Here is a 24,218-nt window from a genome sequence, read left to right as displayed (position 1 = left end):
AGGTCCGGGCATTTGCGTTTGCGCCGGGTGCAACCGGAAAGGCATGCTGACGCCATGAACCCGCACGCCATCCTGATTCCCGCCGCCGGCGCAAGCCACCGCATGGCGCCCCGCGACAAACTGCTCGAGCTGGTGGATGGCATTCCCCTGCTGCGGCGCCAGGCATTGCGGGCTCTGGAGACGGGCGCGGCGGTTCTGGTCACCCTACCCGCGCTGGACCATCCGCGCGCCGCCGCCGTGGAGGGTCTGTCGGCGCGGCTGGTGCCGGTGCCGGATGCCGCCACCGGCATGGCCGCCTCGATCCGGCGCGGCGTGGCGTGCGTGCCGCCGGGGGTGCGCGGACTGGTGATCCTGCCCGCCGACATGCCCGATATCGCGGCGCGCGATATTGCCGCCTTGCTCGACCATTTCGAGGCCGAGGATGCAAGGGTCCTGGTACAAGCGACGGGCGACGACGGCACGCCCGGTCATCCGGTGATCTTTCCGGCGGATTGCTTCGCCGCGCTGGCGCAGGTCGCCGGTGACGCGGGCGGGCGGGCGGTGGTGCAGGCAAACCGCCATCGTCTTGTCCGGGTGCCGCTGGCGGGCCCCCGGGCGCTGACCGACCTGGACACGCCCGCGGCCTGGTCTTCCTGGCGCGCCGCCAATCCCGGTTCCTGAACGGGACGAGGCGCACGGCGCTGGGCAGCCCCCGGACGCGAACGGGGCGGCCCGAAGGCCGCCCCCGCTTTTCGTTGTCCGTCCCGCCGGCACAGCGGCTGGCGCCGCTGGTCCGGGCGATCACTCGGTCAGCAACAGCGCCTCGTGCCGCTTCAGCGAGCGGCGGGCTGCGCCGTAGCTTTCCAAGCCCGTGGCGTGCGCCAGTTCCGGGAACAGGGCCAGGATCTCTTCGCGCTGCGCCTCGTCGATGCCGCGCAGGGAATAATCGCCCGGCTGGAAGCTTTCGGTCCAAGCGCCGTTCGACAGGATGACCTCGTGCCGCTCGAACATGACGTGGATGTAGGACACGGCCGCCGCCTCGACGGTGTCTATGCCCCCAATCCCGGTCAGGTGCTTGGCGGCGACCAGCACCTCGCGCTCTTCGAAGTAGAGTGCTGCGCGGTCGCTGGCGACCAGCACGCGATGGTTGGGCGACACCAGCATGTCCTGCTCGGGCAGGCCCTTGCCCAGCGCACCCTGCCGGATCAGCACCGGGTTCATGTGCGGCGCGCGGGCGAGATCGCGCCCGGTCAGGTCCTTGCGGCCGACCCAGGCGATCTGCTGGATGCCATTGTCGCGGGTGATCACCCGATCACCGGGCTTCAGATCCTCGACCGGACGCTCGCCCTGCGGGGTCGCGATCAGTGTGCCGGGGGTGAAGCAGGGCACCACTTCCTCGATGTTGACGAAGTCGAACCGCCCGGTCGCGTTGCCGTCGCCGTCGAGGAATTCGACCGTACCGTCGAGCCCGTTGCCGTCGCTGTCCGTCGTGGTGTTCACCAGACGCCAGTCGACGTCACGCTCGCCGATCGCATTCAGGTCGAGACGGTCGAAATCGTCGCCCTCCGAGCCACCGTCGACGGTCTCGAACGTCAGGGGGTCGACGTAGACGTCGGACTGGCTGTCGACCACGATCACGTCGCGATCCGCGCCGCCGTCGATCTGGTCCATGCCGGCCCCGCCGTTCAGCGTGTCGCCGCCCTGCCCGCCGATCAACGTATCGTCGCCCTCGCCGCCCAACAGGCTGTCCTCGTCGATGCCGCCGTCCAGGCTGTCATTGCCCGAGCCACCGATCAGCGTGTCGTCGTCGTCCCCGCCGATCAGCGTGTCGTTGCCGAGCGCGCCCATGATCAGGTCGCGGTCGTTCTCCGGCACCGGATCGACGTCGTCGGTCAGTTCCAGCGCCGGCAGGTTCGAGCCGTCGATGTAGTCGTCGTCCTGGCCGCCATCCAGCGTGTCCGAACCGTGGCCGCCGAAGATGACGTCGTCGCCCTGGTTGCCGGTGACGCTGTCGTCGTCGATTCCGGCGTCGATCGTGTCGTTGCCGCCGCCGCCGTCGATCGTGTCGGCATCGTCGCCGGTCATGATCGAGTCGTTGCCGAGGTTGCCCTCGACGAAATCGCGGCCGTCATCGGTGTTGGGGTCGGAGGTGAAGCCGAGGTCGTTCAGCAGCGTGCCCGGTCCGAAGGCCGGATCGTCGCCCGTGTAGTCGCTGAACGTGTCGGTGCCGACGATGATCGTGTCGTTGCCCTGTCCGCCCGAGACGGTGTCCGCCCCTTGGATGTCGGTGATCAGGTCGTCGCCGCCGCCGCCGTCGATCACGTCGTCGTCGATGCCGCCTTCGATCGTGTCGCTGCCGGCGTCGCCGATGATAGTGTCGGCGTCGTCACCGCCATCGAACACGTCGTCCGATGCGTCGCCGGTCAGCAGTTCTCGGTCGTCATCGGGGTCGGGATCCTCGTCCAGGCCGTTCAGCGGGTCGCGCGGCTGATCGCCCGGGGCGACCGGGAAGACATCGGTGTCGATCCGGGGCGTTCCGTTCTCCGCGACCGTGACGGTTACGACCGCGACCGAGCTTGCGCCGTCGGGATCCTCGATCACGTATTCGAAGGAATCCGAGCCGAAGAATCCGGCGTTCGGCGTGTAGGTGATGGTGCCGTCGGCGTTGATCGTGGCCGAGCCGTTCGCCGGCGCAAGCAAGCCAAGGCCGGTCACAGTCACCGGATCGCCGTCGGGATCGGAGTCGTTGGCGAGCACGTCGATGACGACGGCCGCGTTCTCGTTCGTGGTGGCCACGTCGTCGGCGGCCACGGGCGGCGCGTTCGGCCCCTCGGTCACGGCCACGGTCACGGTGGCCGTGCTGGTCGCGCCGTCGGGATCCTGGATCGTGTAGTCGAACGTGTCGGTTCCGGTGAACCCGCTGTCGGGCGTGTAGTCGACCGTCCCGTCCGGGTTCAGCGTGACCGTGCCGTTCGCGGGATCGGTCACCCCGGTCACCGTCAGCGGGTCGCCGTCGGGATCGGAGTCGTTGCCCAGCGGGTCGATGGTGATGGTGGTGTCTTCCTCGGTCGTGACCGGATCGTCGATCGCGACGGGCGGATCGTTCAGCGGGTTGACCGTAATCGCCACGTCGGCTGTGTCGGTGTTCCCGTCGGGATCGGTGACCGTGTAGGTGATCGTCGCCGGGCCGTTGTAATCGGCGTCGGGCGTGAAGGTCAGCGTGTTGTCGGCGTTGATGATCACCGTGCCGTTGGTCGAAGTGGCCGATGTCACCGTCAGAAGCTGCCCGTTGGAATCGACGTCGTTGCCCAGCACGTCGATGACGACCGCCACGTCCTCATCCGTCTCGGCGGTGTCGTCGACCGCCGTCAGCGCGTCGGGTGCGGGAAGCGTGGTGAAATGCACGTCCGAGACCAGGATGGCCTGCTGGGACGAGTCGCCGTTGTCGTAGTCGATCTCGATCCTCGAGACCGGACCCGCGATGTTGACCAGCAGCGACCCCTCCTGCGAGGTGAAGTCGGTGACAGAGTTGCCGGTGGCCGTGTCGCCCGAGGTGCTCATCGCGCTGCCGGGGGTGAGCGTCACGGAAACGGGATCGCCGTTCGCGTCGAAGGCCCGGATGGACACGATGTCCTGCCACCCGCTGCCGCCGGTGTGGAGGTCGCCGCAGGTCGCGCGGCCGTCGATGTCGTTGACCCGGAACGACACGTTCTGCACCTCGTCGGAAAAATGCGCGTCGGTCGATGCGAAGCTCAGCGTCGTGGTCGAGGTGTCGGGCTGGCCGTCGTCATTGAAGGAGTCGCGCAGCTTGAGATACGAGTCCGGGTCGAACGGCTCCCCCGGAGCGGTGTAGCCCGGCGTTTCGAAGGTAAAGGCCTGCGCGTATTCGTCGTCCGCGTCGAAGCCGACCGTAACCGCCACGCCCCCGGTGTCGACCGACGTGACGGTGCCGTCGGGAAGGTTCTGGTTGTAGGACGCAACCGCGCCCCAGCTCAGGAAAAGATCAGGCATATCTCAAGCCTTTCGTTTTCAAAACGCGGTCGATCGTGACACTTGTCCGTGGCGGCCAATCCGCCCCGGCTTTTGTTCCAATGCGCGAAGTGGCGGAACGGCCCCGACATCCCGCCCTGCCTACGGCGTGGACATTCGGGACGAGGGCGTTTTCTCGCCCTGTGGCGGTCGACACAGCACGCGCAATGCACATTCAGCGATGCGGCCGCCCCCGTGGCCAGCAGTAACGGAATATTGTCGAAAGTCGGCTTGAAGAAAAACAAATTATTAGCAAATCCCGGAAACGCCTGGTCGGCAGAGCCGAAACGGTCGCTTTCCTGTTCGCACGACCGAATGGCGAAATCGTGGCAGTGGTGGTCAATTCTCCACGCTTCATGATCAATGCTAGATTTTCCACTGGTATTTCGGAACGATTTGAGAATGATTTCGCCCTAGGCGTGAATGCATTCTAAAGAATTCCCGGCTGAGCATTGGCGCCGCGCGCCACAGAGTGCGGCGCCGGGAAAACGATCATTCTCTCGCGGCGCGCGAACAATCCTGTCGAGATACGTCGACTATCCACATGGAAGACGGCCAAGCGCGAATCGGCCACGGGACGAAACGGTTCATTAAGGAATATCCGGCAGGCTCGGTCACGTCTCAAACCCGGGAAACCTTGGATGTCGCACACCCTCGCCGTCGCAAAGCCGCCGGTCTTCGCCAGCTTCAGGGCGAAAGGCGGCAGATCACCGGCCTTGATGCCCGAGGCCGAGGGCACGCCGGTCGAGCATCGGCTGGACCTGCTGCTAGACCGGCTGGACCAGCTCGAATTCACCGTTTCGCGGCTGTTCGACACCGATACCGATGGTCACGAAGACGATCGCCTGGCGCAGATCGAAGCCCGGCTGCACGCCCTGCAAGAACAGATCGGCCTGCTGGCAGATCATCGTCGGGCGACAACGGCGCTCGACACACGTCTGGACGCGATGCAGGATTCGCTCGCCTCGCTGACCGTTGACGATGCCGCGATCGATGCGCTTGCCCAAGACATGGGCAGCCGCCATGACGCGTTGCTGGACACCCTGTCATCGCTGGCCACCACGGACGAGGCGAAGACGTCTCTGCTCGCGCAGTCGGCGGAGGAACAACAAAGGCAGCTCGACGCACTGCACGCGATGATCGCAGCGCTGGCCGAGCGTCCGGCGGAAGGCCAGCAATCCCACGCGGGCGACGCGACGATCCTGATGGCGATCGAGGAACTGGCCGACCGCCAGCGTGCCGCGCAGGCACAGATGACCGCCCGCTTCGCCGCCCTTGAGAATGGCTTGGCCGACGACGCCTACGCCGCTTTGTCATTCCGTGTCTCGCGCCTTGTCGATGCACGCATGGCCGCCGGGTTCGCCAATCTCGCCGACGTGGTCGAGCGCGCAGTCGAGACCATCGGCCTCGCCGTCCAGGGCGCGCCCAAGCCTATCGATCCGCGTTCGCACGATGCCGGTGATGCAGCCTCGCCGATCGGCGAACGGCTGCACGCGGCGATCGACGAGGCAACCCGCGCGTGCCGAAACAGCGCCGTCCGACCGGACGGCACCGACTGAAGGCGCATCATCTCGCGCTTTGTGCCCCAGACCGTTCCGCAAGATGCCGGGTAGTTGCTGGCGCTCACGGCGTCCAGAGAACCGGAGTTTCCGCGACCCCGAGCCCGCCGGTGCCGGTAGGGGCGCGGCACCGGCGGGAGAGCCGCGCCATCTGGCGGATCAGCAGGCCGCGGCCACCGCGCGCCGGGTCATGACGCCCACGAGATGCGCCCGATAGGCTGCCGATCCGTGCAGGTCGGCGATCATGCCGTCGGCGGGCAGCGACAGGTCTGACACCGCCCCTTCGGAAAAATCGTCCGACAGCGCCTTCTCGGCCTCGGCCCAGCGGAACACGCCGCCCTCGGACGCACCGGTGATCGCCACGCGGACGCCATCCGCGTACTTGGCCACGAACGCCGCCACGAGCGCGAAGCGCGACGCTGGCTGTTCGAATTTCAAATAGGCGGACTTCTCCGGGATCGGGAAGCGGACCTCGGTGATGATCTCGGCCTCGTCCAGCGCCGTGGCGAACATGCCCTGGAAATAGTCGTCGGCCGCGATCTCGCGCTTGTCCGTCACAATCGTCGCCCCCGACGCCAGCGCCGCCGCCGGATAGCAGGCCGATGGATCGTTGTTCGCCAGGCTTCCGCCGATCGTGCCGCGGTTGCGCACCGCCGGGTCGCCGATCTTCGCGGCGAGTGCTGCCAGGCCCGGGTAATGCTGCGCCGCCTCGCGCGCCACCACGCCATGCGTGGTGCCGCCGCCGATGGACAGCTTGCCGTCGTCGGTCAGGCACACGCCCTTGATCTCGTCGATCGCCGACAGGCTGACCAGGACGCTGGGCATGGCCAGCCTCTGCTTGAGCGTCGGGATCAGCGTCTGGCCGCCGCCGAGCGGCTGAGCCTCGTCCTGCCCCAGCGCCTCGACCGCCTCTGCGACCGATCTGGGTCGCGCCATATCGAATGAATACATCGTTGCTCTCCGTCCGTTGGACCGGCGCCGCGCGCGGCTTGCCTGATCCGAAAATATCTCGCGGGCCGGGAGCGTAGCCCCCGGCGCCGCCACCAAGATCAGCCGTGCATCGCCTGCCAGACCCGCCCCGGCGTCGCCGGCATGTCTATGTGGTCGACCTTGTGACCGCCCGACTGCAATGCATCCACCACTGCGTTGATCACCGCCGGCGGGGAGCCGATCGCCCCGGCCTCGCCGCAACCCTTCACGCCCAGCGGGTTGTGGGTGCAGGGCGTCTGGCACGAGTGATCCACCGCGTAGAACGGCAGGTCGTCGGCGCGCGGCATGGCGTAATCCATGTAGGACGCGCTGAGCAACTGGCCGTTCTCGTCGTAGGCGCAGTTCTCGAGCAACGCCTGGCCGATCCCCTGCGCGATGCCGCCGTGGACTTGGCCCGTGACGATCATCGGGTTTACCACGTTGCCGAAGTCGTCGGCCGCGCTGAACCGTTCGATGGTCACCTTGCCGGTCTCGGGGTCGACCTCGACCTCGCAGGCATAGGCGCCCGAGGGGTAGGTGAAGTTCGACGGGTCGTAGAAGGCTGTCTCCTCCAGCCCCGGCTCCATCTCTTCCAGCGGGTAGTTGTGCGGCACGTAGGCGGCCAGCGTCACGTCGCCCCAGGCGACCGACTTGTCGGTGCCCGCGACAGTGAAGGCGCCGTCCTTCAGCTTGATATCCGCCTCGGAGGCCTCGAGCAGGTGCGACGCGATCATCTTGGCCTTGTTGATGATCTTCTCGGTCGCGCGCACGATGGCCGAGCCGCCCACCGCCAAGCTACGCGACCCGTAGGTGCCCATCCCCATCGGGGTTCGCGCGGTGTCGCCGTGCACGATGTCGATCATCGACTCGTCGATGCCCAGCATCTCGGCCACCACCTGCGGGAACGAGGTTTCGTGCCCCTGCCCATGGCTGTGGCTGCCGGTCATCACGCTGATCGAGCCGGTGGCGTTCACGCGCACCGTGGCGGATTCGTAAAGCCCCGCGCGCGCCCCAAGCTGGCCCACCAGGTTCGACGGCGCGATGCCGCAGGCCTCGATGTAGCAGTTGACGCCCAGGCCGCGCAGCTTGCCGTTGGCCTCGGAATCCTTTCGGCGGGCGGCGAACCCGGCAAGGTCGGCGATCTCTTCGAGCTTGTTCATCGTGGCCACGTAGTCGCCCGTGTCGTAGACCACCGCGACCGGCGTCTGGTACGGGAACTCGGTAACGAAGTTCTGCCGGCGCAGGGCGATCGGGTCCACGCCCAGTTCGCGCGCTGCCTTGTCGATCACACGTTCGAGCTGGAAGGTCGCCTCGGGGCGGCCGGCGCCGCGATAGGCATCGACGGGCACGGTGTTGGTGAACACCGCCTTCACGTTCACGTAGATCAGCGGCGTCTTGTAATTGCCGGCCATCAGCGTGCCGTGCAGCCATGTCGGCACCGAAGGCGCGAAGGTCGACAGGTACGCGCCCATGTTGGCGTAGGTCTCGGTCCGCAGCGCTGTGAAGTTGTTGTCGGCGTCCAGAGCCAGCTCGATCTTCGTCACGTGATCGCGGCCGTGGGCGTCGGACATGAATGCCTCGGAGCGCGAGGACGTCCACTTGACCGGGCGGTTGATGGCCTTCGCGGCGAAGGTGCAGAAGGCTTCCTCGGCGTAGTGGAAGATCTTGGTGCCGAAGCCGCCGCCCACGTCCGGCGCCACCACCCGCAGCTTGTGTTCCGGGATGCCGAGGACGAAGGCGCCCATCAGCAGCCGGATCACGTGCGGGTTTTGCGACGTGGTATAGAGCGTCGATTCCTGGTTCGCGCGGTTGTAGTCGCCTACCGCCACGCGCGGCTCCATCGGGTTGGCGACGAGGCGGTTGTTCACCAGTTCAAGCGTGGTGACGTGCGCGGCCTTCGAGAACGCCTCGTCCACGGCGGCCTTGTTCTCTTCGACGAAGCCCCAGTCGTAGCACAGGTTGTCGTCAAGATCGTCGTGCACCTTTGGCGCGCCGGGCTGCAGCGCGGCCTTCATGTTCACCGCCGCAGGCAACTCCTCGATATCCAGCACGATGGCCTCGGCGGCGTCGCGCGCCTCCTCGAGCGTATCGGCGACGATCGCGGCGATCGGGTCGCCAACGTGCCGCACCTTGCCCTGCGCCAGCACCGGGTGCGCGGGCTCCTTCATCGGCTGGCCTTGCCTGTCGGTGATCTGCCAGCCGCAGGGAATACCGCCCACGCCCTCGAAATCCTTGCCGGTGAAGATGCGCACCACGCCGGGCATCTTTTCCGCCTCGGTGGTGTCGATCCCGTTGATCTTTCCGTGCGCCACGTCCGAGCGCAGGAAATGCACGTAGGCCTGACCGGCCACGTTGATGTCGTCGGTGTATTGGCCGGTCCCGGTCAGAAAGCGAACGTCCTCGCGCCGCTTGTGACTCGCGCCGATCCCGTGATCCTTCGGCATTGTCTGTCTCCTCCCTGTGGGCGGGACTGCGCCCTGCCCGAAACCCGTGTCCGCCTCCCCGACGGCGCCTTCCCGAACGCGGCTACTCGGCCGCGATCCGGCTCACGTCCTGTCCCGAGGCCGCCATGATCGCCTTCACGATGTTGTGGTAGCCGGTGCAGCGGCAGATGTTGCCCTCGAGGTAGTCGCGCACCTCGGCCTCGGACGGCTTGGGGTTGTCCTTGAGCAGCGCCGCCGCCGACATCACCATGCCCGGCGTGCAGAACCCGCATTGCAGCCCGTGGTGATCCTGGAACGCCTGTTGGATCGTGCCCAGCGACCCATCCGCGTTGGCCATCGCCTCGATTGTCGTGACCTCGGCGCCCTCGGCCTCGAGCGCGAACATCGTGCAGGCCTTCACCGCCTCGCCGTTGACGTGGATCACGCAGGCACCGCATTGCGACGTGTCGCAGCCCACGTGCGTGCCGGTCAGGCGCAGCGTCTCGCGCAGGAACTCGGTCATCAGGGTGTTGCCCTTGACCGGTTTTTTGACGGTCTTGCCGTTCACCGTCATCGTCACGTCTGTCATGTCTCTCCTCCGGGACGTCTCAACTGTCGCGCCGCCGGACCCCGTCCGCGGCAGGTTTGATTTCGTGCGGTGCGCCGGGTCAGGACACCATCCGCTTGAACCAGCCCTTCTTCCTGCCCTCCTGGCTTTCGGCTTCGGGGGCCACGTCGGGATCGGCGGGACCTTCCACCGCGTCCTGGAGGTTCTGGAAGAACTGGTCGGCCATCTTCTTGGCGAAGCCGTCGATGATCCGGCTGCCGAGCTGCGCCAGCTTGCCGCCCACCTTGGCCTCGACGTCGTAGGTGAGCATCGTGCCGTCGCCGTCGGGCGCCAGCGTCACCTTGGCGTCGCCCTTGGCGAAACCCGCCGCCCCGCCCTTGCCTTCGCCCGAGAGGGTCACGGCGTTGGGCGCGTCCATGTCCAGCGCCTTCACGATGCCCTTGAAGGTTGCCTTCACCGGGCCGACCTTCTGGACGACGGTCGCCTGGTAGCCGTCCTCGGCGCTGCCGGTCATCTCGGTGCAGCCGGGCACGCATTGCCTGAGCACCTCCGGATCAAGGATGGCCGCCCAGACCACGTCCTGGGGGGCCTCGATCCTGCGGGTATCGCTCATCTGCATCGTCGTCGTCCTTCCTGTCGGCCTTGGCGCCGGTGCGACGCGGCGGACCGGCGATGCGGGTAACGCTGCGTCGGCCGCGCCATTGAACCGTGATACCGCGTATTCGCGCCGTCAAGTCCGCGATCGAGGGTGCGCCTGCCGAAACAATTGGCCCGGACCGTTTCGATCGCGCGGTGAACACCCTTTGTTAACCTCCTTGTGCCAACCTGATGGTGTTCAAGACGTCATGTCCTCTCCTGTCTTGAACAACTTCCTCCCTGTCAGACTGGCCGCGCCCCATGGCGCGGCCTTTTTACCGGCCGGGAAACGCGCCATCCGCGCGCTCCTACCTCCGCATTGTTCTTTGCGGTCCAATGCTTGCGCTGCACCCTTACACAAACCCTGTTGACCGACGCCTACGACTTTCGTAGCGTTCCCCCAATTACAAAGTCGGCCGGTCCGACAGGGAGAAACAGGAAAGGGGCCATCGGCCCCTTTTCGCGTTGAAGCGTTAAGGCTCTAGCGATCCGTCTCCGGCACAACGGCGTGGGCGGCGCGCCGCCGGCTATCGGGAAAATCGGCCTGACAGCGCGCCGCCCCCGTGGTAGGCGCCTGTGGACAACTGAAAAACGCAGGGGGAGTTAATGAAACATCCGCTCATCACGATGTCGCTTATGGCGGCGCTCGCCGGCGTGCCGGCACTCGCGCAAGAGACCGAGTCGCCGGACCAGCAGCCGCAAGCGCCCGCATCCGAGACGCCCACAGGCCAGGCACCCGCAACCGAGGCACCCGGGACGCAGACGCCCGCGGCTGAGCGCCCCATCGTGGGCGGCGCGCTCGATCTCGGCGAGGAGAACGCCTCGTCTCAGCCCCAAAGCTACATCAAGGCCACCTTCGACGACTGGTCGCTGCAATGCATCAAGGTGCAGGACGGCGAGGAAATCTGCCAGATGTACCAGCTGCTCGAGGATCAAGCCGGCGCGAGCGTGGCCGAGGCCAGCATCTTCAAGCTCGAGAATGGCGGCCAGGCCGTGGCCGGCGGTACCTTCGTGGTCCCGCTCGAGACGCTGCTGACGGAGAAGCTGACGATCGCGGTCGATGGCGGAGAGGCGCGTCGCTACGATTACTCGTTCTGCAACCCGATCGGCTGTTACGCCCGCGTCGGCTTTACGCAGGCGGATATCGACCGCTTCCGCGCCGGCGCGGTGGCACGCGTGCGGATCGTCCCGGCGCTGGCGCCCGACCAGGAAGTCGTGGTCGAAATGTCGCTTGCCGGTTTCACCGCCGCCTACGACGCCGCGTCCTCGCTGCAACGGTAAACGCGCGGACCGACCGCCCCGGCCCGCGCGGCCGGGGCATTCTTACATGCCGGCGGTCACTTGGGCATCCTGTCCAGCACCGCGCGCGCCGCGCGGTCGCCCGGCGGCGGCCCGCCCCGACCCAGCCGCTCCATGGTCAGTGCCATTGCGTCGTGCTGCGCGTCCGGGTTGTCGAGGACCGACAGCACGGCTTCGGCGATCGGCGCGGGCCGGCAATGCCTGCCGATGAACTCCGGCACAGCGCGGGTTTCGGACACCAGGTTCACCAGCGTCACCGTGTCGACCCTCAGCATCCGCCCGATGATCTGCCGCGACAGCCAGCCCATGTCGTAGGCCACGACCATCGGCGTGTCGGCCGCCGCCAGCTCCAGCGAGACGGTGCCCGACGCCGCCAGCGCCACGTCGGCCGCGCGGAACGCGGCGCGCTTCCGCCCGCCGCCGGAGTCAGTCGCCGGGTCGATCACAAGCGGCGCGCCGGGCAGATCCGCGGCAAGCCCCGCGACACGATCCGTCACCGAGGCCGCGGCTGGCAGCACCAGCCTCAGGTCGGGGCGCGCGTCGTGCAGGCGGACGGCCACATCGCGGAACACCGGCGCCAGGCGCGCCAGCTCGGACCGGCGCGAGCCGGGAAGCAACAGCGCCATCGGCCCGTGGATGCCGTGTGCCGTGCGAAAGGCGCGGGCCTCGGCCTCGGTCGCCTGCGGATCGGTGACCACCGGGTGCCCGACGAAGTCGCACGGCACGCCCGCGGCCTCCATGTAGGGCGGCTCGAACGGCAGCAGGGCCAGCACCTGGTCGACCAGCGGCGCCATCTTCGCCGCCCGGCCCGGCCGCCAGGCCCAGACCGTGGGGGCGACGTAATGCACGATGCGGATATCCGGCGCGCGCGCCTTGACCAGCTTCGCCACGCGCAGGCTGAATTCCGGCAGGTCGATGGTGACGAACACGTCGGGCCGCTCGGCGATCACGGCCTCGGCGGTTTCGCGGATGCGGCCCTTGAGGGCGCGGTATTCGCGCAGGATCTCGGCCACGCCCATGATCGAGATCTCGTCCATCGGGAACAGGCTTTGCAGCCCCTGCTCGGCCATGCGCGGGCCGCCGATGCCACGGAAGGCCACGTCGGGAACCATGCGGTGCAGGCCGGACATCAACGCCGCACCGAGCTTGTCGCCGGACGCCTCGCCCGCAGTGACGAAAACGCGCATCAGGCCGGCCTCTCGCGGACCCAGAGGAACTGGCCCGCCGCGTCGAAATCGGCGATGGTGCGCGCGCGGTCCAGCACCATGACCCCGCCCGCCTCGATCACCGCGCCCGAAAGGCCGGTCCGTACCAGCGCGGCGGCGGTGCCGGGGCCGATCACCGGCAGGTCGGCGCGCTGGTCTTGGCCGGGCTTGGGCGCCTTGAACAGGAAGGCCGGCGCGCGCAATCCAGCCGCGGCGAGCCCGGCCAGCATGGCGTCGGTTCCTTCGGGCCCCTCGGAGGCGATCACCCGCCCGTCGCGGATGACGCAGGCCTGCCCCTGATCGGCGGCGGCGAGGCGCGCGATCTCGGCATCGCCGGCGCGCGCGGCCTCGGCCACGCCCTCGGGAATTGCCGCGCGCGTGGGCACGCCCGCGGGCGGCAGAAGGTCCGGCGCGGCCTCGTGCGCGGCGAGGATGTCGAACCCGGCTTCCGAGAACAGCGCCAGCACCACCCGCAGCGCGCCGTCGTCGCCCATGGCCATCGCGTCTTTCAGGCGGGGAACCAGCGGCACAGTCGCGGCGTCGATCGCGGCGGTGTCGATGTCGGGACGGCGGATGTGGCCGCACAGGCAGACCGCCGTCACGCCGCGGGCCTTCAACCAGGCGATCAGGCTGCCCAGCGTCTCTATGCGGAAGGTGATCCGGGGCGCCAGCCCCTCGGGCGCGAAACCGTCCAGCGCACAGACCAAGGGGCGCACGTCCAGCGCCCGCACGACATGGCCGGGCAAGGCGCCGGCCCCGCAGATCAGCGCCAGCACGGGCTCAACCGGGGGTCAGGAACGACCGGTCGCTGTCGCCCATGATGAAGGCGACGATCTCGCGCACGTGATCGCTCTGGGTTTCCTCGCCCAAGCGTCGGGCGCGGTCCTGGAACGCACCCTCGCCCTGGCTGAGCATCTGGTAGGCGGCGCGCAGCGCGGTGATGTCGGCGCGCGGCACGCCACGGCGCTTGAGCCCCACGAGGTTCAGCCCGTCGAGCTTGCCGCGCGGCCCCTGCACCAGCCCGTGCGGGATCACGTCGTTCGTGACCATCGTGACCGCGCCGATGATCGCGCCGCGGCCGATCCGCACCCACTGGTGCACGCCGGACAGGCCGCCGACGATGACCTCGTCCTCGAGCACGCAATGCCCGGCGACGGCCGAGTTGTTGACCAGGATCACGCGGTTGCCGATGCGCGCGTCGTGCGCCACGTGACAGCCGGCCATGAACAGCCCGTCATCGCCCACGATCGTGACGCCGCCGCCGCCCTCGGTGCCGGTGTTCATGGTGACATGCTCGCGGATGCGGTTGCGCTTGCCGATCACCAGCCGAGTGGATTCGCCCTTGAACTTCAGGTCCTGCGGAATCTCGCCGATCACAGCGAAGGGGAAGACCACCGTGTCCTCGCCGATCTCGGTGCGGCCGGTAACGACCACGTGGCTTTTCAGCTCGACGCCCCTGGCCAGCGCCACCTCCGGGCCCACGTGGCAGAAGGGACCGACCACGCAGCCGGGCGCAAGCTGTGCGCCCGCCTCGACGACGGCGCTGGGGTGGACAGAGGCGGCTTCGCTCACGCAGGCACATCCATCATTGCCGTGAACTCGGCCTCGGCGGCCATCTGGCCGTCGACCGTGGCGGTGCCCCCGAACTTCCAGACCTTTCCGCCGGGCTTACCACGCAGGGTGCGCAGCTCCATCCGCAACTGGTCTCCGGGGATCACCTTGCGGCGGAACTTGCAGTTGTCGATCGCCATGAAGTAGATCAGCATGTTCTTGTCGAGCATGTCGAGCGCGGTGCCCACCATCACGGCCGAGGTTTGCGCCATCGCCTCGACGATGGTCACGCCAGGCATGATCGGCAGTCCGGGAAAATGCCCTTGGAAATGCGGCTCGTTCATCGTGACGTTCTTGATCCCCACGGCGGATTGCCACGCGTCGATCTGTTCGACCCGGTCCACCAGGAGGAACGGGTAACGGTGCGGCAAAAGCCGCTGGATCGTCTGGATGTCGGCGCTGCGCAGGGTTTCGGACATGGGGCTGATCTCCGGTTCGGCGGTTGCCGCTTGGGTATCAACGCGCGGCCCGGGGGGCAAGTCGCAGGCTCAGGGTTCGGGATTCGGCGCGATGGGAGCGACGGGGGGGTCGCCCACCGGCGGCGCGGCTTGCGACGGCACCGGCACGTCCGGCTCCGGCGGGCTTTCGGGCGGAGCCTCGGGCAGGCCTTCGCCCTCGCCGATCGCGGCGTCGATGCGCGCGATAGCCTCGTCCGTCACCTCGATCGCGTCGGCGGACATGAACACCATCCGGCGCTCGACGACCACCTGTGCGCCGGTTTCGCGCATCAGGGCTCCCAGCACCGGCTGCGCGGCCTCGAGGAATTCGCGCCGCGCGGCGTCGCCCCGCTCGCCCAGACCGCGGGCCTTCGCGTCCTGTTCCGAGCGCAAGCGCTGCACCTTCTCGTCGAAGGCTTGGGCCAGTTCGCGGAAATCCGCTGGCGCCATGTCGTCGCGCTGCCGGGTGAGGCGGCGCTCTTCCTCGATCAACTCGGCCTCGATCCGGCGGTTTTCCTGCGCGATGGCGGCACCGGCAGTCTCCATCTCGCGGGCGATCCGCCGGCCATAGGCGCTGTCCGCAAACAGGCGCTCGAAGTCCAGGACGAGGATGTCGCTGCGCACGACGGCAGCGTCGCCTTCCGACTGCGCCGGCAAAGCGGCCGGCCACAGCAACAGCGCTAGCAGGCTCAGCGCGCGCAGCATCGGATCAGAACTGGGTCGACAGCGTCAGGTTGAAGTTCAGCGGCTCGTCGAAGTCCTCCTTGACCAGCGCCTCGGAGAAGTTCAGCCGGAGCGGCCCCAGCGCGCTGTCCCAGAACACCGAGAACCCGACCACGTGGCGCGCGAAGAAATCCTCGCCCACGATGTCGGCGCTCGGGGTCGACGTCGTCTCGTCGGACAGGCCCCAGACCGAGCCGACGTCGTAGAAAAGCCCGGCGCTCAGGCCATATTCCTCGGGCAGGCCCAGCGGGAACTCGGCCTCGAACCGGGCGACGGCGAAATACTCGCCCCCGATCGGGTCGTCCGCGTCGTTGCTGAGGTCGCGCGGGCCGATGCCGCCATATTCGAAGCCGCGCATGGTGTTGGGGCCCAGAAGGTACCGGTCGGTGGTTCGGCTCTGGCCCTCGCTGTAGTTCAGCGCGCCGGCCTCGAACGTGGCCCGCAGGGTCACCTCCTCGGAGAAGGCAAGGCGCTGCGCCACGGCACGCAGGCTGGACTTCACGAACTGGGTGTCGCCGCCGACGCCACCGAAATCCTGCCCAAACTCGACGAGGAACCCGGCATCCGGATTGAGGCCGATGCGGCGGCTGTCGAAGCTGTAGGTGTAGCCCAGCGCGCTGTCATAGCGTTCGTCCAGCGCAGCCTCGGCCTTGATCACCTCGCTGACATCGGTCAGGTCGTCCGTCGCCGTCAGGTCGGAATAGTTCAGCTCGTAGCGCAGCTGAAGGCGGCTGCTCTCGGAAAGCGGAAACTCGATATAGGGGCGGAAGAGGCCGCGCGCGGTGTTGTAGTCCGAATTCAGCCCCTCGGTCTCGCGGTAGCTGAGCGCGATGCCGAAGGTCATGTCGCGACCCAGGAAGGCAGGCTCGGCGAAGTTGAACGCATAGTTGCGCGAACTCGATGCAGTGTTGATCGTGAAACCCAGCCGCTGGCCGCGCCCCAGGAAGTTGCGCTCGGAGAACGAGATCGACGCGCCCAGGCCGTCGGTCGTGGAATAGGACCCGCCGAGGCTGAGCGAGCCCGTCGGCTGCTCCTCGACGTCGACGTCGATCACCACCTGCTGCGGGGTCGAGCCTTCGCGCGCGTTCACTTCGGCGGTCGAGAAGAAGCCCAGCGCGCGGATGCGCTCGGCGGCCTGGCGGATGGCGCGCGGGTTGAATGGATCGCCCTCGACCGTATTGAACTGGCGCCGGATCACGCGGTCCAGCGTGGTGGTGTTGCCCTCGATGTCGATGCGCTCGACGAAAATGCGCTCGCCGCGGGTCAGCAGGAACTCGACGTCCAGCGTCAGGTCGCGGTCGTTCCGCGTGATCCGCGGCTCGATCCGCACGAAATTGAGCCCTTCACGCACGGCGACGCGCTCGAGCCGGGCGATCTGGTTGTCGATCCGGTTCGGGGAATAGACCGCCCCCTCGCGCAGGTTCAGGCCGGCGCGGAAGATATCGGGTTCGACCTCGGGCAGGTCCGAGGTGACGCTGATGTCGCCCACTCTGAATTGCTGGCCCTCTTCGACGTTGAAGGTGACGAAATAGGCGTCGCGCTCCTGCGCCAGCTCGGCATTGACGCCGGTGATGCGGAAATCGACGTAGCCGCGGGATGCGTAGAAATCCTGCAGCAGCTGGCGGTCGAACGCGATCCGGTCCTCGATGAAGGTGTCGGACTGGATGATCCAGCGCAGCAGGCCGGCCTGCTTGGTCTGCAACACGCGGCGCAGGCGGCTGTCGGAATAGGCGTCGTTGCCGACGAAGGCGATGCGCTCGATCTCGGTCGCACCGCCTTCGAGCACCTCGAACACCAGGTCGACGCGGTTGTCGCCGCGGCGGATGATCCGGGGCGACACGGTCGCGGCCAGCCGGCCCTGCTGCGCGTAGGCGTCCGCAATCCGCTGGGCGTCGGCCTCGGCCGTGGCGGGCGAGAAGACGCGCCGCGCCTGCGACTGGACGATGGCGGAAAGCTCCTCGTCGCCGATGCGGCGATTGCCCTCGAAGGTGATGCGGCTGATCGTGGGAAATTCCACCACGCGGATCGTCAAAGTCCCGCCCTGCGGCACGATCTCGACCGTCTCGAACAGACCCGTGGCGACAATGTTCTGGTAGGCGTCGTTCAACTCGGCCGCGGTGACCGTCTCGCCGCGCGCGATGCCGGCGTAGCTGAGGATCGTCCCGGCCTCGATCCGGGCGTTCCCCTCGATCGATACGGCGTTGAAGGTATAGCTTTGCGCGGCCGCTTTTCCGGGGACCGAAACCGCTGCAATGCCCGCGCCCAACGCGATGGCCGAGGCCACGATGCGCGCCGCCCGTGCCAATCGCGCGGCGTGAAGCTTTTCGAACCGCGCTTCACGCGCGCCAGTGACTGCGGCCATTTCGCCTACCCAAATCTGAAAACCCTGCGGTTTCAGTATCGGGATTGCCCGGCCTTGTCAAAACGCCGTGAGGACGGAACCCGGGTCGAAGTCACCCGGCGAGGGTGCCGAATTGCGCACCAAGCCACAGCGCCCCGGCGAGGCCGGTCATGAACAACGCCCGGTCCCAGTTCAGCGTCATGATCAGGCTGACGCTGCGATATCCCTGTTCGAACGTGCGCATTGATCCGGCTCCCAAGCTTCCTTTCACAGGGTAGGCGCGGAATTGGGCGCAAAGATGGCACGACCGGGGCGAACATTTGCCGCCCTGCCCGGGATATGGTCAGGGGCAGAAGATGTCGTTGGTCAGCGCGAACAGCATCATCCCCAGCACCAGCGTCAGGCCGATCGACATCAGAACCTGCAGGGCGCGGTCGCTCGGCGGGCGGCCGGTGACGGCCTCGTAGGCGTGGAACACCAGGTGTCCCCCGTCGAGGACCGGCACCGGGAACAGGTTCAGCAGCCCGACCGCCGTCGACAGCACGGCGATGAACCAGATGAAGCTTTGCGTGCCTTGGCTCGCCATGTCGCCAGACACTTCGGCGATGCCGATCGGCCCGGACAGGTTGCAGGTCGAGATCGCGCCGGTGACCATGTGCCACAGCCCCGAAAGCGAGCCTTCGATCACCGCGCCGACCTGGGCTACGCCCTGCCCCAGCGCGGCCACCGGACCGACCGATTCGGTGGCCGGCTCGAACGCCATGCCGCCGACCACGCCGATCCGGTAGACCGAGCGGAAGCTGTTGTCGGGCTGTGGCTCGTCCGTTCGGCGGGGCGTCATCGTCAGCTCGAGCGTTTCGCCGTCGCGCCACACGTCCAGCACCAGCGGCGCGCCGTCCGAGTTTTCGACCACGTCCTGGATCTGCGAGAAGGCGAAGATCGGCGTACCATTCACCGCCTGGATGACGTCGCCCTGCCGCAATCCCGCATCCGCCGCGGCCGAGCGTGGCACGATCTGCGTGGCCAGCGGCGGATAGACGTAGGGCCCCTCGACGACGATGCTCTCGCCGTCGCGGCGCACGGTGTAATCAAGCTGCGCCTGCTTCGGCAGCGCGGCCAGGAACGCCTCGTAGTCGCCCGCGCCGCGCGCCGGTGGCGCCAACCCCGCGATCTCGAGGATCTTGTCGCCCTCCTGCAGCGCCTGCACGGCGGGCAGCGGGCGCAGGTCGCCCACCGTAAGCGGGTCGGCTACCTCGCCGCGCGCCATGAAGATGCCCGCGAAGATCAGCGCCGACAGGATGAAGTTGAACAGGGGTCCCGCCGCCACCGTCAGGCTGCGCGCCCAGAGCGGTGCGCCGTTCATCGTGGTGCGCCGCTCGGCCTCTGTCATGGTGGAAAGCGCCGCCTCGTCCTTGCCGCCCGAGGCGTTGGAATCGCCGCGGAAGCGGACGTAACCGCCCAACGGCAGCGCCGCCACCTGCCACAGCGTCCCGTAGCCGTCGCGCCGCGAGAACAGCACCGGCCCGAAGCCGAGCGAGAAGACCTCGGGATAGATGCCCGTCTTCTTGCCGACGATGTAATGGCCGTATTCGTGAATCGCGACGATCACCGACAGGGCGACGACGAAGGCGAGAAGCGTCCAGATCAGCCCCCCGAACTGGGGAATCAAACTCGTCGGGTCCAAGGATCGCTCCGTTCTTGTTCTTCGGCGTTGAGGGAACCGGGCCGCGCCCGGATCATCCCGCGCGGGCCGCGATCACGTCGCCGGCCGCCCTGCGTGCCATTTGGTCCGCGTGCAGCACCGTATCAAGGGAAATTGCGGCATCTGCGGCATCCAGTTGCGGCACCGCGCGGTCGAGCACCTCCTCGACCACCTCGGCCATCTGAGTGAAGCCGATGCGGCGGGCGAGGAACGCGTCGAGCGCGGCTTCCTTCGCGGCGTTGAACACCGCGCCGGACAGCCCGCCCCGGCGCATGACCTCGCGCGCGAGGCGCAGGGCCGGCCAGCGCTTTTCGCAAGCGGGGCGGAAGCTTAGGAAGCCGAGTTGAACCAGGTCCAGCCGCTCGACCGGCAGCGTGCGGCGCGCCGGGTGGTGCAGCGCGAAGCCGATCGCGTGACGCATGTCGGGCGGTCCCACATGCGCCATCAGCGCACCGTCGACGAAGCCCACCAGCGCATGGATCATCGATTCCGGGTGCACCACCGTCTCGATGCGATCCGGGTCTATGCCGAAAAACTCTTTCGTCTCTATCAACTCCAGCGCCTTGTTGAACATCGAGGCCGAGTCGATCGTGATCCTCTGGCCCATGTCCCAATTCGGGTGCGTCGCCGCCTGTTCGGGCGTCGCCCGCGCGAGGTCAGCCAGCGGCCAGTCGCGGAACGCGCCCCCGCTGGCGGTGATGATGACGCGCTCGACCGCCGCCAGGTCTTCGCCGATCAAGGCCTGGAAGACGGCCGAGTGCTCGCTGTCGACCGGCAGGATCGCGGCGCCGTGGACGCGCGCGGTCTCGAGCATCAGCGGCCCCGCGCAGACCATGCTTTCCTTGTTGGCCAGCGCCAGCGTCGCGCCCGCCTGCAGCGCGTGCAGCCCCGGCTCCAGCCCTGCGGCGCCGACGATCGCCGACATGACCCAGTCCGCCGGCCGCGCGGCCGCCTCGATCAGTGCCGTGCGCCCGGCCGCGGCGGAGACGCCCGTCCCGGCAAGCCCGTCGTGCAGCGCGGCAAAGCCGCCCTCGTCCGACAGCACGGCGACCACGGGGCGGAATTCGCGCGCCAACTTGACCAGTTGGGCGACGTTGTTTCCACCGCTCAGCGCGACGATCTCGTAGGCCTCGCGGTCGCGGCGGATCAGGTCCAGCGTGTTCAGCCCGATCGATCCGGTGGCGCCGAAGACCGAGATGCGCCTCATGAAACGCCCGGCGGGAAGTTCACGATCTGGCCCGCGATGACGATGAACAGCGCCGCGCCCAGCATGCCGTCGAACCGGTCGAGAAGCCCGCCGTGACCCGGCAGCAGGTTCGAGCTGTCCTTGACGCCCGCGCGGCGCTTTATCGCGCTTTCGGTGATGTCGCCGATCTGGCTAGCCATGCTGACGGCGATCGAGATTCCGATCAGGCCCAGCCCCGCGCCGTCGGTGCCGGAGAAGAGCAGCCCGACGACCGCTGCGCCCAGCCAGCCGGCGATGGCACCGGACCATGTCTTCTTGGGGCTCACGCGTGGCCACAGCTTCGGGCCTCCGAACGTGCGCCCGGCGAAGTAACCGCCCACGTCGGTGACCACGACCACCAGCACCAGCCACAGCATCCACCACAGGCCGAAATCGTCGCGCAGCGCCATCATGCCGTAGCCGGCCATCAGGATCGTCGCGGTGAAGACCGCGTAGGTCACGCCCCCGGTCTGCATCCGGCCCAGCCCCAGCATCGACGGCGCCAGCAGCAGCGGCAGCGCGAAGGCCGGCGGCAGTTCGATGGCGATCATGGCAGCGGCCGCGGTGACGCCGGCCAGAAGGTACTGGCTGCGCTGGCGGCCGGCATCCAGCATGACGACCAGCTCCCATACCATGACGCCGCAGATCGCGGCGATCAGCGCGTGGAACCACAGTCCGCCCAGCCAGACTGCGCCGAGGCCCAGCACGACCAGCGCCGCGCCCGAACCCAGCCGCACGGCCAGGTCGTCCCAGCGCGACCCGCTCATGCCTTCACCGCGCCGTAGCGGCGGTCACGCTCGGCGAAGGCAGCCAGCAGGCGGCCAAGCTCGTCGGCGCCGAAATCGGGCCAGAGCGTGTCGACGAAGATGTATTCGGAATAGGCCGACTGCCACAGAAGGAAGTTCGAGACGCGCGCCTCGCCGCTGGTTCGGATCACCAGGTCGGGGTCGGGCAATACGTGGGTATCCAGATAGCGCGGCAAGGTTTCCTCGTTCACGTCCTCGGGTTGCAGGCGGCCGGCGCGTACGTCCTCGGCCAAGCGGCGGGTGGCGCGCGCGACCTCGTCGCGGCCGCCGTAGTTCAGCGCGATGGTCAGGTTCGTGCCGGTGCAATGGGCGGTCATGGCCTCGGCCTCGTCCATCAGGGCGCGCAGCTTGGCGTCGAGCCGGGGCCGGTCGCCGATGAAACGGACGCGCACGTTCTCCTTCACGAAGGCCTGCATTTCCTTGGTGATGTAGCGGCGGAACAGGCTCATGAGACCGGCGACCTCGACCTGCGTGCGGCGCCAGTTCTCGGTCGAGAAGGCGAAGATCGTGAGGTACTTCACCCCGAATTCGGGGCAGGCCTCGACCACCTCGCGGACCCGCTTGGCGCCGGCATGGTGCCCGAACAGGCGCGGGCGGTGGCGCATGGTGGCCCAGCGCCCGTTGCCGTCCATGATGATGGCCACGTGGCGCGGCCCACCGGTTTCACGGAAGGAATCGGGCATCATGCATCCTTGCTCTGGGCACGCCTTCGACAGTAACGCCGCGCCGCCCCTGCTGCCACCGGGCAATGCGCCGAAATCGGCCGATCGTGGCCGGGCGGCCAGAGCGGCGGGAGGCGGTGGAGTCGGTGTCCCACGGTGGGACATCATGTCACCTGAATGAATCCAAAGGCTTACCGGGACGAATTCATGTTTCGTTAGGGAACGGCACCCCTCGAGCGCGGAACGCGGGCGGTTCGGCGCCCCCGCGCGGGCCGTCTCAGACCTGCATGATCTCGGCCTGCTTGGTCTCGAGCGCCTCGTCGATCTTCTTGATGTAGGCATCGGTCAGCTGCTGCACCTCGGTCTCCCAGAATTTCTGGTCGTCCTCGGACATGCCGTCGGCCTTGGCCTTCTTGATCTGGTCCATGCCGTCGCGGCGGATGTTGCGGATCGAGACGCGGCCATGCTCGGCGTACTGGCCGGCGACCTTGGTCAGCTCGCGGCGGCGTTCCTCGTTCAGCTCGGGGATCGGCAGCATGATGATCGTGCCGTTCATCTGCGGGTTGATCCCGAGGCCGCTTTCGCGGATCGCCTTCTCGACCTTGTTGACCATCGACTTGTCCCAGACGTTGATCGTGACCATGCGCGGCTCGGGCACGTTGACGGTGCCGACCTGGTTGATCGGGGTCATCTGGCCGTAGGCCTCGACCTGCACGGGCTCGAGCATCGAGGCCGAGGCCCGCCCGGTGCGCAGGCTGGCGAACTCGGTGCGCAGGTTTGCCATGGCGCCATCCATGCGCCGTTTCAGATCGTCGGTATCCAGTTCGAACTCTTCGGACATTGTGTTCCCGCCTGTTGGTTCACGCCTTTCCGCGCCTATTAGCGCAGGTGACGCGGGCTTGACCAGAGGCGGAGCCGTTTCCCCACCGCTCCCTTGTGTGCGGTCGGCTCGCGACCGTGCGCGAAACGCCCGGTTGCGCACCCGTGTTTACCGCCGGTTCACCGGCCTGGGCCATGGTGGCCGGCGACAGACACGCCGCCTGCGAACGAAGGAGCGGACATGCAGATCGCGATGATCCTGTGCGAGGGATTCCCGATGCTGGACCATGCGCTGACGGCCGCGCTGGTGCGCAGCGTCAACCGTGCGGCGGGCGACGGGGCGCTTGCATTGTCGACCACAACGGTGACGGCCGCGCCGGTGACGTCGCGCGAAGGGATCGCGGTCACGCCCGATGACGGCGCGGATTGGACCCAGGCCGACCTGCTGCTGGTCGCAGGCGGGCGCGAGGCGGCGCGCTATCTGCCGATGCGCCTGCGCGACGCGCTGCGGCTGGGCGCGCAGAGGGGTGCCACGCTGGGCGGGCTGGGCCACGGTGCGCACGTGCTGTCGGCGCTGGGATACCTAGACGGGCACCGCGCGGTCCTGCCGCCCGCGCCGGAGCCTGCCGGGCCGTTCACGCACGAGGATGCGGATTTCGTGCACGATGGCGCCCGGCTGACCTGCCGCGGCGGGCTGGCCACCGGCGCGGCGTTGCTGGACTGGCTGGCCGGGCACACGACGCCCGCGCTGGCGCAGGCCGCCGCGCGGGGGCTGCATGCCCGGGGCCTGCTGGTGATGCCGGATGGCGGAGCGTCGGATGCTGCCGCAACGATGCCTTCCGATCCGGCGATCGGCCGGATGAAGGCGATCATGGGCGCGCATATCTCGACCCCGCTGAGCCTGACCGAGATCGCCCGGCGCGTGGGGCTGAGCCCGAAACAGCTGCGCACGCGCTGCCAGCGGTTGGAGGGCGCCTCGCCCGCGCGGGTCTACGTGGCGCTGCGGCTGGAGCGCGCACGCCTGCTGGTCGAGCGGACGGCGCGGCCGGTGGCCGAGATCGCCTCGGCGGCCGGGTTCGATTCGGCGTCGTCCTTCACCCGCAGCTTCCGTGAGCATTTCGACGTCTCGCCGCGCGATTTGCGCATGGGCGCCGGGCCCTGCGACGCGCAACCGGCGGCCTGAGGGGCCTTGGGCCGGAACGAAGAGGCCCGCGCGATGCACGGG

General features: G+C 68.1%; 21 protein-coding genes. 4 read left to right on the top strand and 17 right to left on the bottom strand.

Annotated features, from left to right (window positions below):
* Nucleotides 1–54: 54 nt before the first annotated feature.
* On the top strand, nt 55–660 hold the full coding sequence (locus tag BLW27_RS04130) for a nucleotidyltransferase family protein (RefSeq protein WP_089879620.1): 606 nt from the start codon (nt 55–57) through the stop codon (nt 658–660).
* 120 nt (nt 661–780) lie between these two features.
* Here BLW27_RS04130 and BLW27_RS21635 read toward each other — a convergent pair whose 3' ends face one another.
* Entirely contained in the window at nt 781–3,990 is a 3,210-nt protein-coding gene (locus BLW27_RS21635; RefSeq protein WP_089879618.1) for an Ig-like domain-containing protein, read from the bottom strand.
* A 737-nt stretch (nt 3,991–4,727) separates the two neighbouring features.
* Between BLW27_RS21635 and BLW27_RS04120 the strand changes: the two genes are divergently transcribed.
* On the top strand, nt 4,728–5,567 hold the full coding sequence (locus tag BLW27_RS04120) for a hypothetical protein (protein WP_089879614.1): 840 nt from the start codon (nt 4,728–4,730) through the stop codon (nt 5,565–5,567).
* 159 nt (nt 5,568–5,726) lie between these two features.
* On the opposite strand, the gene BLW27_RS04115 is transcribed toward BLW27_RS04120, so the two are convergent.
* The 4 genes from BLW27_RS04115 to BLW27_RS04100 all read right to left on the bottom strand — a co-directional run bounded on the left by BLW27_RS04115 (nt 5,727) and on the right by BLW27_RS04100 (nt 10,146).
* Nucleotides 5,727–6,518 (bottom strand): FAD binding domain-containing protein, encoded by a 792-nt coding sequence (locus BLW27_RS04115; protein ID WP_089879610.1) that lies wholly within the window; start codon nt 6,516–6,518, stop codon nt 5,727–5,729.
* Between the two features lie 98 nt (nt 6,519–6,616).
* A complete protein-coding gene (locus BLW27_RS04110) occupies nt 6,617–8,980 on the bottom strand; it encodes a xanthine dehydrogenase family protein molybdopterin-binding subunit (protein WP_089879607.1) in 2,364 nt (787 codons plus the stop codon).
* Nucleotides 8,981–9,062: 82 nt separating this feature from the next.
* Complete coding sequence (locus BLW27_RS04105) at nt 9,063–9,548, bottom strand: (2Fe-2S)-binding protein (RefSeq protein ID WP_089879603.1); 486 nt, start codon at nt 9,546–9,548, stop codon at nt 9,063–9,065.
* A 79-nt stretch (nt 9,549–9,627) separates the two neighbouring features.
* A complete protein-coding gene (locus BLW27_RS04100) occupies nt 9,628–10,146 on the bottom strand; it encodes an SRPBCC family protein (protein WP_089879599.1) in 519 nt (172 codons plus the stop codon).
* A 623-nt stretch (nt 10,147–10,769) separates the two neighbouring features.
* Between BLW27_RS04100 and BLW27_RS04095 the strand changes: the two genes are divergently transcribed.
* Complete coding sequence (locus BLW27_RS04095) at nt 10,770–11,444, top strand: invasion associated locus B family protein (protein ID WP_089879596.1); 675 nt, start codon at nt 10,770–10,772, stop codon at nt 11,442–11,444.
* A 56-nt stretch (nt 11,445–11,500) separates the two neighbouring features.
* Here BLW27_RS04095 and lpxB read toward each other — a convergent pair whose 3' ends face one another.
* The 12 genes from lpxB to frr form a co-directional block, all read right to left on the bottom strand.
* A complete protein-coding gene (gene lpxB, locus BLW27_RS04090) occupies nt 11,501–12,649 on the bottom strand; it encodes a lipid-A-disaccharide synthase (protein ID WP_089879593.1) in 1,149 nt (382 codons plus the stop codon).
* Nucleotides 12,649–13,443: an LpxI family protein gene (locus BLW27_RS04085; protein WP_089879590.1), complete on the bottom strand. Its 795-nt coding sequence runs from the start codon at nt 13,441–13,443 to the stop codon at nt 12,649–12,651. The genes lpxB and BLW27_RS04085 overlap by 1 nt, the downstream gene beginning before the upstream one ends.
* 4 nt (nt 13,444–13,447) lie before the next feature.
* The gene (lpxA, locus tag BLW27_RS04080; RefSeq protein ID WP_089879588.1) at nt 13,448–14,239 is read right to left on the bottom strand and encodes an acyl-ACP--UDP-N-acetylglucosamine O-acyltransferase; all 792 of its coding nucleotides are present in this window, start codon (nt 14,237–14,239) and stop codon (nt 13,448–13,450) included.
* A complete protein-coding gene (gene fabZ / locus BLW27_RS04075; RefSeq protein WP_089879585.1) occupies nt 14,236–14,697 on the bottom strand; it encodes a 3-hydroxyacyl-ACP dehydratase FabZ in 462 nt (153 codons plus the stop codon). The genes lpxA and fabZ overlap by 4 nt, the downstream gene beginning before the upstream one ends.
* Before the next feature lie 69 nt (nt 14,698–14,766).
* A complete protein-coding gene (locus BLW27_RS04070) occupies nt 14,767–15,420 on the bottom strand; it encodes an OmpH family outer membrane protein (protein WP_089879582.1) in 654 nt (217 codons plus the stop codon).
* A gap of 4 nt (nt 15,421–15,424) precedes the next feature.
* Nucleotides 15,425–17,800 (bottom strand): outer membrane protein assembly factor BamA, encoded by a 2,376-nt coding sequence (bamA, locus tag BLW27_RS04065; RefSeq protein WP_089879579.1) that lies wholly within the window; start codon nt 17,798–17,800, stop codon nt 15,425–15,427.
* 91 nt (nt 17,801–17,891) lie between these two features.
* Nucleotides 17,892–18,023 carry a hypothetical protein gene (locus BLW27_RS21925; RefSeq protein WP_281242712.1) on the bottom strand — a complete coding sequence of 44 codons (132 nt, stop codon included), beginning with the start codon at nt 18,021–18,023 and terminating at the stop codon, nt 17,892–17,894.
* Between the two features lie 99 nt (nt 18,024–18,122).
* Nucleotides 18,123–19,463 carry an RIP metalloprotease RseP gene (gene rseP / locus BLW27_RS04060; RefSeq protein WP_089879576.1) on the bottom strand — a complete coding sequence of 447 codons (1,341 nt, stop codon included), beginning with the start codon at nt 19,461–19,463 and terminating at the stop codon, nt 18,123–18,125.
* 52 nt (nt 19,464–19,515) lie between these two features.
* Complete coding sequence (dxr, locus tag BLW27_RS04055) at nt 19,516–20,688, bottom strand: 1-deoxy-D-xylulose-5-phosphate reductoisomerase (RefSeq protein WP_089879573.1); 1,173 nt, start codon at nt 20,686–20,688, stop codon at nt 19,516–19,518.
* Nucleotides 20,685–21,473 (bottom strand): phosphatidate cytidylyltransferase, encoded by a 789-nt coding sequence (locus tag BLW27_RS04050; protein WP_089879570.1) that lies wholly within the window; start codon nt 21,471–21,473, stop codon nt 20,685–20,687. Before BLW27_RS04050 ends, dxr begins: the two co-directional genes overlap by 4 nt.
* Nucleotides 21,470–22,198: an undecaprenyl pyrophosphate synthase gene (locus BLW27_RS04045; protein WP_089879568.1), complete on the bottom strand. Its 729-nt coding sequence runs from the start codon at nt 22,196–22,198 to the stop codon at nt 21,470–21,472. Before BLW27_RS04045 ends, BLW27_RS04050 begins: the two co-directional genes overlap by 4 nt.
* 253 nt (nt 22,199–22,451) lie before the next feature.
* Entirely contained in the window at nt 22,452–23,015 is a 564-nt protein-coding gene (gene frr / locus BLW27_RS04040; protein WP_089879566.1) for a ribosome recycling factor, read from the bottom strand.
* A gap of 219 nt (nt 23,016–23,234) precedes the next feature.
* Between frr and BLW27_RS04035 the strand changes: the two genes are divergently transcribed.
* Nucleotides 23,235–24,176 carry a GlxA family transcriptional regulator gene (locus BLW27_RS04035; protein ID WP_089879563.1) on the top strand — a complete coding sequence of 314 codons (942 nt, stop codon included), beginning with the start codon at nt 23,235–23,237 and terminating at the stop codon, nt 24,174–24,176.
* The last annotated feature ends 42 nt before the right edge of the window (nt 24,177–24,218 follow it).

It is taken from the genome of Citreimonas salinaria (genome assembly GCF_900107235.1).
In the GTDB taxonomy this organism is placed as follows: Bacteria; Pseudomonadota; Alphaproteobacteria; order Rhodobacterales; family Rhodobacteraceae; genus Citreimonas; species Citreimonas salinaria.
Note: the sequence above shows the minus strand (reverse complement) of the source record. Positions and strands in the feature narration are given on the sequence as shown.

Excerpts from the sequence above, each read along its gene's own strand:
- BLW27_RS04070 (WP_089879582.1), bottom strand. The coding sequence starts at position 15,420 with ATGCTGCGCGCGCTGAGCCTGCTAGCGCTGTTGCTGTGGCCGGCCGCT.
- BLW27_RS04130 (WP_089879620.1), top strand. The coding sequence starts at position 55 with ATGAACCCGCACGCCATCCTGATTCCCGCCGCCGGCGCAAGCCACCGC.
- BLW27_RS04115 (WP_089879610.1), bottom strand. The coding sequence starts at position 6,518 with ATGTATTCATTCGATATGGCGCGACCCAGATCGGTCGCAGAGGCGGTC.
- BLW27_RS04105 (WP_089879603.1), bottom strand. The coding sequence starts at position 9,548 with ATGACAGACGTGACGATGACGGTGAACGGCAAGACCGTCAAAAAACCG.
- BLW27_RS04035 (WP_089879563.1), top strand. The coding sequence starts at position 23,235 with ATGCAGATCGCGATGATCCTGTGCGAGGGATTCCCGATGCTGGACCAT.
- BLW27_RS21635 (WP_089879618.1), bottom strand. The coding sequence starts at position 3,990 with ATGCCTGATCTTTTCCTGAGCTGGGGCGCGGTTGCGTCCTACAACCAG.
- frr (WP_089879566.1), bottom strand. The coding sequence starts at position 23,015 with ATGTCCGAAGAGTTCGAACTGGATACCGACGATCTGAAACGGCGCATG.
- BLW27_RS04045 (WP_089879568.1), bottom strand. The coding sequence starts at position 22,198 with ATGATGCCCGATTCCTTCCGTGAAACCGGTGGGCCGCGCCACGTGGCC.
- BLW27_RS04120 (WP_089879614.1), top strand. The coding sequence starts at position 4,728 with ATGCCCGAGGCCGAGGGCACGCCGGTCGAGCATCGGCTGGACCTGCTG.
- BLW27_RS04050 (WP_089879570.1), bottom strand. The coding sequence starts at position 21,473 with ATGAGCGGGTCGCGCTGGGACGACCTGGCCGTGCGGCTGGGTTCGGGC.
- dxr (WP_089879573.1), bottom strand. The coding sequence starts at position 20,688 with ATGAGGCGCATCTCGGTCTTCGGCGCCACCGGATCGATCGGGCTGAAC.
- BLW27_RS21925 (WP_281242712.1), bottom strand. The coding sequence starts at position 18,023 with ATGCGCACGTTCGAACAGGGATATCGCAGCGTCAGCCTGATCATGACG.
- lpxB (WP_089879593.1), bottom strand. The coding sequence starts at position 12,649 with ATGCGCGTTTTCGTCACTGCGGGCGAGGCGTCCGGCGACAAGCTCGGT.
- BLW27_RS04095 (WP_089879596.1), top strand. The coding sequence starts at position 10,770 with ATGAAACATCCGCTCATCACGATGTCGCTTATGGCGGCGCTCGCCGGC.
- bamA (WP_089879579.1), bottom strand. The coding sequence starts at position 17,800 with ATGGCCGCAGTCACTGGCGCGCGTGAAGCGCGGTTCGAAAAGCTTCAC.
- BLW27_RS04100 (WP_089879599.1), bottom strand. The coding sequence starts at position 10,146 with ATGCAGATGAGCGATACCCGCAGGATCGAGGCCCCCCAGGACGTGGTC.
- BLW27_RS04110 (WP_089879607.1), bottom strand. The coding sequence starts at position 8,980 with ATGCCGAAGGATCACGGGATCGGCGCGAGTCACAAGCGGCGCGAGGAC.
- fabZ (WP_089879585.1), bottom strand. The coding sequence starts at position 14,697 with ATGTCCGAAACCCTGCGCAGCGCCGACATCCAGACGATCCAGCGGCTT.